General features: G+C 73.3%; 9 protein-coding genes. 5 read left to right on the top strand and 4 right to left on the bottom strand.

Annotated elements, in window-relative coordinates; genetic code table 11:
* The first annotated feature begins 126 nt into the window (after nucleotides 1-126).
* The gene (locus PSU4_RS18615) at nucleotides 127-522 is read left to right on the top strand and encodes an SCO5389 family protein (protein ID WP_147110014.1); all 396 of its coding nucleotides are present in this window, start codon (nucleotides 127-129) and stop codon (nucleotides 520-522) included.
* 61 nt (nucleotides 523-583) lie between these two features.
* Here the strand turns inward: PSU4_RS18615 and PSU4_RS18610 are convergent, their stop codons facing one another.
* Nucleotides 584-1342 carry a PadR family transcriptional regulator gene (locus tag PSU4_RS18610; RefSeq protein ID WP_246115201.1) on the bottom strand — a complete coding sequence of 253 codons (759 nt, stop codon included), beginning with the start codon at nucleotides 1340-1342 and terminating at the stop codon, nucleotides 584-586.
* Nucleotides 1343-1580: 238 nt separating this feature from the next.
* Between PSU4_RS18610 and PSU4_RS18605 the strand changes: the two genes are divergently transcribed.
* The gene (locus tag PSU4_RS18605) at nucleotides 1581-2021 is read left to right on the top strand and encodes a YkvA family protein (protein ID WP_147110012.1); all 441 of its coding nucleotides are present in this window, start codon (nucleotides 1581-1583) and stop codon (nucleotides 2019-2021) included.
* Here the strand turns inward: PSU4_RS18605 and PSU4_RS18600 are convergent, their stop codons facing one another.
* Together PSU4_RS18600 and PSU4_RS18595 are read right to left on the bottom strand one after the other, a co-directional pair.
* Nucleotides 2022-3557, bottom strand: coding sequence for an AMP-binding protein (locus tag PSU4_RS18600; protein WP_147110010.1), 1536 nt, complete (start codon nucleotides 3555-3557; stop codon nucleotides 2022-2024).
* Between the two features lie 7 nt (nucleotides 3558-3564).
* Nucleotides 3565-4356: an SDR family NAD(P)-dependent oxidoreductase gene (locus PSU4_RS18595; RefSeq protein ID WP_147110008.1), complete on the bottom strand. Its 792-nt coding sequence runs from the start codon at nucleotides 4354-4356 to the stop codon at nucleotides 3565-3567.
* 165 nt (nucleotides 4357-4521) lie between these two features.
* Between PSU4_RS18595 and PSU4_RS18590 the strand changes: the two genes are divergently transcribed.
* On the top strand, nucleotides 4522-5175 hold the full coding sequence (locus PSU4_RS18590; protein ID WP_147110006.1) for a TetR/AcrR family transcriptional regulator: 654 nt from the start codon (nucleotides 4522-4524) through the stop codon (nucleotides 5173-5175).
* Nucleotides 5176-5217: 42 nt separating this feature from the next.
* On the opposite strand, the gene PSU4_RS18585 is transcribed toward PSU4_RS18590, so the two are convergent.
* Nucleotides 5218-6429 carry a L,D-transpeptidase gene (locus PSU4_RS18585; RefSeq protein WP_147110004.1) on the bottom strand — a complete coding sequence of 404 codons (1212 nt, stop codon included), beginning with the start codon at nucleotides 6427-6429 and terminating at the stop codon, nucleotides 5218-5220.
* A 409-nt stretch (nucleotides 6430-6838) separates the two neighbouring features.
* Between PSU4_RS18585 and PSU4_RS18580 the strand changes: the two genes are divergently transcribed.
* Together PSU4_RS18580 and PSU4_RS18575 are read left to right on the top strand one after the other, a co-directional pair.
* The gene (locus PSU4_RS18580; RefSeq protein WP_147110001.1) at nucleotides 6839-8962 is read left to right on the top strand and encodes an aminodeoxychorismate synthase component I; all 2124 of its coding nucleotides are present in this window, start codon (nucleotides 6839-6841) and stop codon (nucleotides 8960-8962) included.
* Nucleotides 8959-9744 carry a GntR family transcriptional regulator gene (locus PSU4_RS18575; protein WP_147109999.1) on the top strand — a complete coding sequence of 262 codons (786 nt, stop codon included), beginning with the start codon at nucleotides 8959-8961 and terminating at the stop codon, nucleotides 9742-9744. The genes PSU4_RS18580 and PSU4_RS18575 overlap by 4 nt, the downstream gene beginning before the upstream one ends.
* Nucleotides 9745-9758 lie beyond the last annotated feature (14 nt).

The following is a 9758-nucleotide window of genomic DNA, read 5'->3' as shown; positions in this document are numbered from 1 at the left end:
AACGAACGGCGCCCCGATCTGTGAACGAACGGCGCCCCGATCTGTGAACGAACGGCACAGTGCCGCAACTGAGTTGCGCGACTGTGCCGTTCGTGCCGGAAACCGCCCCCGAAACGAGGAGAAGACATGTCACTCGACGTCCCCACCGCCGTCCTGGAGCGCGCCGAGCGCGGTGAGCTCGACGACGCCGCGTTCATCGAGGTCGTCCGCAACTCGCTGCCCTACGCCTGGGAGGTCGTGTCCACCGCGGTCGCCGACGGGCAGGCCCGCCCCGAGGCCCCGTTCGGTGAGCACGAGGTGCCGCCGCCGTCGGAGGCCGAGCGCGGCCAGTTGCTGCGGGCGTTGGCGAGCAACGCGATCCGCGGCGCCATGGAGCGGCATTTCGGCGTGACACTGGCGTTCCAGAACTGTCACCGCGTCGCCGCGTTCGCCCCGGCCGCCGTCGACTCCGACATCTACCGGGAGTTCGTCTCGATCCGTGGCCAGGTGCTCAACCAGAGCCCGGAGCTGCGCGACTGCTGAGCGGTGCAACGCGAGAGGGCCCCGGCGGAAAACCTGCCGGGGCCCTCTCGTCATGCAGTCGTCACTCGGCGAGCAGGCGGTAGATCGCCTTGCGCGCCTCGGTGATCGACTCGGTCGCCGTCTGCACCTGCTCGGGCGTGCCGGTGGCCATCACCTGCTGGGCCGCCGCGTGCAGCTGGCCCAGCTGGGTCCAGAGCTCGGCGGTGTCCTCGTCGGGGTCGCGCGTCGCGGACTCCCAGACCTTGTCGAGCTCCTCGCGGTGGTCGGTGACGTAGGTCGTACCGGCCTCGGTGAGGTGGACGACGCGGCGGCCGTCGGTCTGCTCGACGCGGACCAGGCCCTCGTCCTCCAGCTGCGACAGCGTCGGGTAGACGGAGCCGGGGCTCGGCTTCCACGCACCGTCGGTACGCGACGCGATCTCCTGGATGATCTCGTAGCCGTGCCGCGGCTGCTCCGCGACCAGTGCGAGGACGGCGGCGCGGACGTCGCCGCGGTTGGTGCGCCGGCCGCGCCGGCCGAAGCCACCGGGGCCGAATCCGCGCGGTCCGCCCGGGCCGAAGCCGGGGCCGCCGGGACCGAAGCCGCCCGGGCCGAAGCCCGGTCCGCCGGGGCCGAAGCGCGGGCCGCCGTGGCGGCGGCCGCCGCGCCTGCCGGGGCCTTGGCGCGGATCGTCACCGTCGTCGGGACGTTCGTGCGGGCCGCCGCGCTCGGCGGCCATCGCCGCGCGGAAGGCGGCACGGCCGCCGCGTCCGCCGCGACCACCGGCGAAGCCGGCGAAGCCGGCGAAAGGGTGTTCCCACTGGGGGTTCATGGCGTTCATGGGTGTTCTCCTCGGAACGTGGGCAGCTCCGGCCGTGAGGGCCGGGAGCCGATCGGATGCGAGCCATCGGATCAGCTCGCGTGCCATCACGATATATCGCTAGTGCATCGCGATGCAACCACGAACTCGAACGGAGAGACGTGCGTCACCTCTTCCGTCACGCCGGGAACACAACCGCCCGTCCCGTTCGTCCAACGGTGTTGCGCTCCGTCCGGGGCGCCGCGAGGAGGCGATGGCGATGGCCGGAACCAGCGGATCGAAGGCCCGTACCGCGGGCGTGGCGGGGCGGTTCGGACCGCGCAGGCTCGCCGCGTTCCGCGCCCTCTGGACGCTGCTGCGCCAGGCGCGCCGGCCCGGTGCGCCCGGCGTCGGCGACATGCTGCGCGCGTTCCCGCGGATGGCGAGCGCCGCGGTCACCGGACGCTACCCGGGGCTGACGACGAGCAGGCTCTTCCTGTTCGTGCTCGCCGCCGTCTACCTGGTCTCGCCGGTCGACATCGTGCCCGAGATCGTGTTCAACGTCTTCGGCCTGGTCGACGACGCCGTCGTCGCGCTCTGGCTGGGCGGCGCGGTGCTCACCGAGACCGACCGCTTCCTGCACTGGGAGCGCACCGACGGCACGCGTACCGAGACCTTCGACGGGATCGTCGACGGCGAGGTCGTGGGGCAGGCCCGCTGATCAGGAGGTGAGGCGTGCGCGGATCTCCGTCTTCACGACCTTGCCGACGGTCGAGCGCGGCAGGTCCGTCCACGTCAGCACCTGCTTGGGTGCCTTGACGCTGCCCACGCGCTGCTTCGCGAACGCCACGAGTTCGTCCTCGGTCGCCGCGGCGCCCGGGTGCAGCTCCACGACGGCGACGACGCGCTCGCCCCACTTCTCGTCGGGCAGCCCGACCACCGCGCACTCCCGCACCGACGGGTGCGCGGCGAGCGCCTGCTCGACCTCCGCGCTGTAGACGTTGAACCCGCCCGTGATGATCATGTCCTTGGCGCGGTCGACGATGTAGAGCCAGCCGTCGGCGTCGAGGAACCCGATGTCGCCGGTGTGGTGCCAGCCGTGCCGCGACGCCTCGGCGGTGGCGTCGGGGTTGCGGTGGTAGCCCGCCATGACCAGTGAGCTGCGCACGACGATCTCGCCGCGCTCGCCGCGGGGCAGCAGGGTGCCGTCCTCGGCCATGATCGCGACGGTGACCAGCGGCGTCGGGCGCCCCGCCGAGGAGAACCGCTCGGTGGCCAGGGTCCCGTCGGGGTGGAGGTGGTCGGCGGGCGCCATCGTCGAGACCATCATCGGGGCCTCGGTCTGGCCGAACAGCTGCCCGAGGACGGGCCCGATCCGGGTGATCGCCTCGGCGAGGCGGGCCGTCGACATCGGGGCCGCGCCGTAGAACAGGCACTGCAGCGACGACAGGTCGGTGCCGTCGAGGTCCGGGTGGTCGAGCAGCATGTAGATCAGGGTCGGCGGCAGGAACGTGTGCGTGACGTGCTCGCGTTCGACCAGGCCGAGGAACTCGCCGAGGTCGGGTTTTCCCATGACGACGATCCGCCCGCCGAGCGCCATGACCGGGAAGCACAGCACCCCGGCGGCGTGGGTGAGCGGGGCGAGCGCCAGGTAGGTGGGCCGGTCCTCGAATGGGTAGCTCATCAGCGTGATCGCCGTCATCGTCTCCAGCGACCGGCTGGTGAGCACGACCCCCTTGGGGCGGCCGGTCGTCCCGCCGGTGCCGACGATCATCACGACGTCACCGGGTGGGGCCACCTCGACGGGCCCGGTGACGGTCCCGGCCCGGTCGAGCCAGTCCTGCAGCGCCGGGACGCCGGGCAGCTCCGCGTCGAGACAGACGAGCACGTCGAGCGCGGGCAGCGACCCGGCGACGGCGTCGACGACCCCGGCGTAGGCCCGGGTGAACAGCAGGGCCTTGCACTCGAACAGGTCGAGCAGCTCCCGGTTCTCCGCGGCCTCGTTGCGCGGGTTGATCGGGCACCACACCGCCCCGGCGCGCGCGATGCCGAAGACGCAGGCGAACGCGACGGGGTCGTTGCCCGACAGGATGCCGACCTTGTCGCCGGGCCCGACGCCCGAGCGCCGCAGCGCCCGGGCGACGGAGTGGCTCAGGTCCTGCACGTCGCCGTAGGACAGCACCCGGCCGCCCATCTGCAGGCAGGGTGCGTCCCGGCCGAGCGAGGCACCCTTGTCCAGGTAGGCGGTGAGCGACATCAGCGGGTCACATCCCCATCCCGCCGTCGACGGGCAGGCCGGCGCCGTTGACGAACCGGGACTGGTCGGACGCCAGGAAGACGACGGCGTCGGCCATGTCGGCGACCTCGCCGAGGCGGCCCGACGGGGTCAGCTCGACGACGGCGGCGACGGCCGCGTTCGGGTCGGGGAACAGGCCCAGCCCGGAGGTCTCGACGGCGAGCTTCATGCCCATGTCGGTCGCGACGAGGCCGGGGTAGACGCAGTTGACGCGCACGCCGTAGCCGAGCTTGCCCGATTCCATCGCGGCGACGCGGGTGAGCCGGTCGACCGCCGACTTGGTGGCGGAGTAGCCCGCGATGCCGGGGAACGCGATCGTCGCGGCCACCGACGCGATGTTGACGATGGCGCCGCCGTTGCCCGCGGCCCCGCCGGGGCGCATGGCGCGCATGCCGTGCTTGAGGCCGAGCATCGTGCCGAGGATGTTGACGTCGAGCATCGTGCGGACGTCGTCGGGCTCGGTGTCGACGATCAGCTGCGTGACCTCGACGCCCGCGTTGTTGATCAGGACGTCGAGCCCGCCCAACTCGGAGACGGTGTGCGCGATCGCGGACTCCCAGCCGGCGTCGTCGGTGACGTCGAGCTCGACGAAGTGCGCGCCCTCGATGTCGGCGGCGGTCTTCTCCCCGACGTCGGACAGCACGTCGGCCAGCATCACCGTGGCACCGGCCGCGGCCAGCGCCCGGGCCATGCCCTCGCCGAGTCCTCGTGCCCCTCCGGTGACCAGAGCCCGGCGACCGGTCAGGTCGATCCCACCCATCGAACCTCCTTGTTCGGCGGCACCGGACCGGCCCCGCGGCGTAGGTGATGCGGAGCACAACCTAGGAACGAATTTGGACGAGTGTCAAGATTTCCTTGGACGAACGCCCAGGAAGTGGGGCACCGTATTCTGCGACGGGACCCGGAACAGGCGGTGAGAGCACCCGTGACACGTTCGGCGACCAGCACCGGCGAGCACACCGGCCGCATCGCGCGACGCCGTGTCGACAAGTTCGAGGAACGGCGCCGCGAGCTGGGCGACGCGGCCCTGCAGACGCTGTCCGAGCTCGGCTACGCCCGCACGAGCCTGCGCGACATCGCCCAGAACTCCGGGTTCTCCCACGGCGTCCTGCACTACTACTTCCACGACAAGTTCGACCTGATCACCTACTGCGTGCGCCGCTACAAGGCGGTCTGCGTGCAGCGCTACGACGACGTCGTCACCACGGCGTCGACGGCGTCGGGGCTGGCGGCGGAGTTCGCCGCCGCGATGGTGGCGACGCTCGTCGAGGACGCCGTGCTGCACCGGCTCTGGTACGACCTGCGCTCGCAGTCGCTGTTCGAGGAGTCGTTCCGCGCGGATGTCGCCGAGATCGACGCGAGCCTGGAGCGCATGATCGAGCGGGTCGTGCGCCGCTACGCCGAGCTGGCCGGGACGCCGTCGGTGTGCGGCGCCCCGATGGCCTACGCGATGTTCGACGGCATCTTCCAGCAGGCGCTGCTGCGGCAGCTCTCGGGCGACCCGTCCGCACCCGAGGACCTGCGGGCGGGCGTCGTCCAGATGCTGGCGGTCGTGACCGGGACCTGTGAGCGGCAATAGTCGCCATAGCGACTATTGCCGCTCACAGGCGGTGGAACCAACTCAGCTCGACAGGGCCGACATCGACGTCCAGGTGCTCCAGTCGAGCGCCCAGTCGTAGACGTCGCCGTCGGCGGCAGAGAGCTTCACGCTGCTGCCCGTGACCTCGACGGGGTCGCCGAACATCGCCGTGTCGTAGTAGGCCTTGGCGTTCTTCAGCGACAGGTTGATGCAGCCGTGGGTGACGTTGCGGTTGCCCTGCGCGCCGACCGAGGCCGGGTTGGCGTGGATGAACTCGCCGTTGTTGGAGATCCGGACCGCCCACTTCTCCGGCAGGTTCTCGTAGCCGTAGGCGAGGTTGGTCATCAGCACCGTCTCGGCCTTGCCCATGACGATGTGCGTGCCGCTGCGGGTGACGCGGTTCGGGTCGGTCTCCAGCCCGTAGGACGCCGGCAGGTCGAGCACCTGCGCACCGTCGCGGATCACGACGATCCGGTGGCTGGTGACGTCGGCCTTGACGATCTGGCTGCGGCCGATGGTGAACTCGCTGCTCAGGTCGGCGGCGCCGTAGCCGGCGGAGCCCATGTCGACGCCGTAGACCGCCGCCGACATCCTCACCTGCGTGCCCGCGGGCCAGTACTCCTTGGGACGCCAGTGCACCCGCGAGCCCTGCTGGTCGTCGGGCAGCCAGGCCCAGGCCCCCTCGACCGGCACCGACGTCGTCACCGTCAGCGACTTCTCGGCGGCGGCCTTGGCGTCCTGGTCGAGGTCGCGGTTGAACCGGACCTCGATGGGGGCGGCGACGCCGACGGTCGCGCCGTCGCCGATGTTGGTGGTGGCCTTGACGGTGCGCCTGGGTGTGACCGTGGTGAAGGAGCCCGTGAGCGGGGTGGTGGTGCCGTCGTCGGCGACCGCGGTGCCCGACCACGTGTAGGTGCCGCCGTAGCCCAGCAGCTCGGTGGACGCCCACTGCTTGCCGTCGGCGGAGAGCTCACCGGTGACGGCGACGCCCTTCGCGTTGGTCAGCGAGACGTCGCGCAGCGTGCCGGAGCCGCCGTCGGCCGTCACGTCGGCACGGGGTGAGACGTCGGCGGTGCCGTCGGCGGGGGAGAGCGAGGCGGGCACGACGGGTGCGGTCCGCTGCGCCTGGCGCTGCTCGTGGGTGGCCCGTGCGGCGGCGGTCGCGCAGCCGCTGACGAGCGCCATCGCCACCAGCGCAGCGATCAGCGCCGCGAGCCGCCGGCCGTTGCCGGCCGCGGGTCGTCCCCCGGTCATTCGTGCACGCTCGGCCACGGCCGATCCCCCTCGTCGTTCCCCCTCGCCCGGTCGTGTCGTGGCACACGTCGTCGCCGCGACCGTCGGACCGGACGGTCCACCGGAAGATGATCGCAGGCCGACGCCCCGGAGACGCCCTGTCCAGGTTGCGTTTCGGTAGCCTTCCGGAGATCACTCCGATGGTCGTATCGGTCTGTCCCCGAAGCGGCGTTACCGCCGGATCCGTGGTCCACCCGACCGGGTGGTCGGTGCTCCGTTCGGGGACGTCGACCGCGGCCCCCTGCCGTGTCGTGTCACCGGACCGGCGGTGGAGAATGGACACGCGCGGCCGTCGGCGGACTCGTCCCGGGTCGCCGGGCCGCGCCAGGGCGCCCGTCCGGGGCCGTCCGGCCGACGAGCGGAGGGTCCAGTGGGCGAGACGGTCCTGCGGCTGCACGCACGCCCGCTCCCCGGTTCCCTCGACGACCTCTCCGTGTTCGACGCCGTCCGCAGGCTGGCGCATCGCAGCCGGGTGACGGCGTGGTCGGGCGGCTGGTCGCGCGGCGCGCTGGTGACGTGCGACCCGCCCGGCCCCGGGCCCGCGCCCGGCGCCGACCCGTTCGCGCTGATGGGCGACGTGCCCGCGGTGTCCGGTGTGGACGCCCACGCGCCCGGTGCCGTCGGCGGCGGCTGGTTCGGATACCTCGCCTTCCGTGCCGGTACGGACGGCGACGCCGAGGTCCCCGCCTGGTCGCTCGCCTGGTACCGCGATGTACTCCGCCACGACGGGACGCGCTGGTGGTACGAGGCACTGGTGGACGCCTCGTTCGACGCGGCCGCCGCCGACCTGCGCCGCGACGAGCTCGTCGCCGACCTGCTCCGGCCCGCCGCCCTCGACCCCGCGCGGCTGGAGGTCATCCGCGTCCCCGACCGGGCGGAGCACGTCGCCGTCGTCGAACACTGTGTCCAGGCCATCCGGCGCGGCGAGATCTACCAGGCCAACATCGCGACCCGGCTCGACCTGCAGCTGCACGGCTCACCCGCCGACGCCTGGGCGCGGCTGGGGGAGACCCTCGGACCCGCGCGGGCCGGGTTCGTCGCCGACCCGCGCTGCACCGCCGTCGGCGCGTCACCCGAGGTGTTCCTGCACCGTGACGGGGCAGGGCGGACGGGGCGCACGGTGCGCACCGAGCCGATCAAGGGCACCCGCCCCCGCACCGGCTCGGCCTCCGACGAGCGCGAACGCGCCGCCCTCGCCGCGTCGGCCAAGGACGCCGCCGAGAACGTCATGATCGTCGACCTGATGCGCAACGACCTGTCGCGGGTCTGCGCGACCGGCACCGTCACCGTGCCGCGGCTGCTCGCCGTCGAGCCGCACCCGGGGGTGTGGCACCTCGTGTCGGAGGTCCGCGGCGAGCTGGCACCGGGCGTCGGCGACGGTGAGCTGCTCGCCGCCGCGTTCCCGCCCGGCTCGGTGACGGGCGCGCCGAAGATCCGGGCCGTCGAGATCATCGAGGAGCGTGAGCCGGTGGCGCGCGGGCTGTTCACCGGGGCGATGGGCTACGCGTCACCGCTCGCGGGTCTGGAGCTGGCCGTGACGATCCGGACGCTGGAGGTGCTGCCCGGCGGGCGCACCCACCTGGGCGTCGGGGGAGGGGTCACCGTCGACTCCTCGCCCGCGGAGGAGTGGCGCGAGTGCCTCACCAAGGCCGCGCCCCTGCTGCAGGCCCTCGGCACCACCGTCCCGACGGACACCGCGACGCCCGGTGCCGGCGTCGCCGACCCCGCGCAGGGGATCTTCGAGACGTTGCTCGCCGTCGACGGTGAGCCGCGACGCCTGGCCGACCACCTGCGCCGGTTGCACCGCTCCTTCTGGGAGCTCTACGGCGTCCCGCTGCGCGCCGACGTCGCCGCCGCCGTCCGCGTCGCGGCCGCCGGAACCCCCGGGTACGCGCGGGTCCGGGTCGACGCCCGGCCCGAGCGTCCCGGCGAGGTGCAGGTCGTCGTGACCCCGTGCGAGGCGCCGGTGCCGCCCGCCGACCAGCCCGGCGTCGTCCTCACCCCGGTTCGCGTGGCGGGGGGTCTGCCGCACAAGTTCGCCGACCGGGCCTGGCTCGACGGGCTGGAGCGGTCGGTCCCGGCCGGCACGGTGCCGCTGCTCGTCGGCGCCGACGGCACGGTCCTGGAGGCGACGCGGGCGTGCCTCGCCGTCGTGCGCGACGGGCGGCTCGCGACGCCGCCCCTCGACGGCAGGCTGCTGCCCGGAACCGCCCGCCAGGCCGTCCTCGACGCGCTGGACTCGATGCGGGTGCCCTACGACGTGGTCCCGATCGGTCTCGACGATCTCGCCGCCGCCGACGGCATGCTGCTGTGCAACGCGGTGCGCGTGGAGTGGGTCCGTGCCGTGCGCGGCGTCGCACGGTGGGACTCGCCCGCACCGTTGGTGACCGTGCTCGCCGACACGGTCACCGAAGGCCACGTCGCCGAGACCGCGCAGGTAGCGTGCAGCCGCAGGGGCGCGGAGAGACCGGGCCGCGGGAGGGGCACGGCATGAACGCGACCGGCGAGCTGGCGGCGGCCCCGCTCGACCGCACCCTCGCCGAGCCGCTGTGGTCGCAGCTGCTGGCCGACCTGCGGCGACGGCTGCGCGACGGCGCGTTCGCGTCCGCGTTCCCCGGCGAGCTCGCCCTCGTGGCCGAGTACGGTGTCAGCCGCCACACCGTCCGTGAGGCGCTGCGCCGGCTGCGCGACGAGGGCACGGTCGTCGCCGCCCGCGGGCGCGCGCCCAGGCTGGCCGATCCCGTCGAGATCGAGCAGCCCCTCGGCGCGCTCTACAGCCTGTTCGCGTCGGTGGAGTCGACGGGCCTGCGCCAGCGCAGCGTCGTGCGCACCCTCGACGTGCGCGCGGACGGAGTGGTCGCGGCCCGGATGGGCCTGGAGGAGTCGACGCCGCTGGTCTACCTGGAGCGGCTGCGCCTCGCCGGGGCGTCACCGCTGGCGGTCGACCGGGTGTGGCTGCCGGAGTCGCTCGCCGCACCGCTGCTCGACGTCGACTTCACCCACACCGCCCTCTACGACGAGTACGCCGAGCGCTGCGGCGTCCGGCTCTCGGGCGGCGAGGAGCACATCCGTGCGGTCGTGCCGGTGGCGTCGGAGCGGGAGCTGCTCGGCATCCCGACGGGCGTCGCCGGGTTCTCGATCGAACGGCTCGGCAAGGTGGGCCTGCGGGCGGTGGAGTGGCGGCACACGCTGGTCCGTGGCGACCGGTTCGCGGTGACGGCGCAGTTCTCCGCGCGCAGCGGGTACCGGTTCGGCCCCGTCGACGACGCGCGCTGAGCGCCCGCCCGCCG

This window comes from Pseudonocardia sulfidoxydans NBRC 16205 (genome assembly GCF_007989085.1).
GTDB lineage: Bacteria > Actinomycetota > Actinomycetes > Mycobacteriales > Pseudonocardiaceae > Pseudonocardia > Pseudonocardia sulfidoxydans.
This window is presented reverse-complemented; position numbering and strand designations above follow the sequence as displayed.

What these genes read in the sequence shown, in the direction of transcription:
- PSU4_RS18595 (WP_147110008.1), bottom strand. Translation starts at nt 4,356, where the DNA reads ATGGGTGGGATCGACCTGACCGGTCGCCGGGCTCTGGTCACCGGAGGG.
- PSU4_RS18600 (WP_147110010.1), bottom strand. Translation starts at nt 3,557, where the DNA reads ATGTCGCTCACCGCCTACCTGGACAAGGGTGCCTCGCTCGGCCGGGAC.
- PSU4_RS18585 (WP_147110004.1), bottom strand. Translation starts at nt 6,429, where the DNA reads ATGACCGGGGGACGACCCGCGGCCGGCAACGGCCGGCGGCTCGCGGCG.
- PSU4_RS18575 (WP_147109999.1), top strand. Translation starts at nt 8,959, where the DNA reads ATGAACGCGACCGGCGAGCTGGCGGCGGCCCCGCTCGACCGCACCCTC.
- PSU4_RS18610 (WP_246115201.1), bottom strand. Translation starts at nt 1,342, where the DNA reads ATGAACGCCATGAACCCCCAGTGGGAACACCCTTTCGCCGGCTTCGCC.
- PSU4_RS18615 (WP_147110014.1), top strand. Translation starts at nt 127, where the DNA reads ATGTCACTCGACGTCCCCACCGCCGTCCTGGAGCGCGCCGAGCGCGGT.
- PSU4_RS18605 (WP_147110012.1), top strand. Translation starts at nt 1,581, where the DNA reads ATGGCCGGAACCAGCGGATCGAAGGCCCGTACCGCGGGCGTGGCGGGG.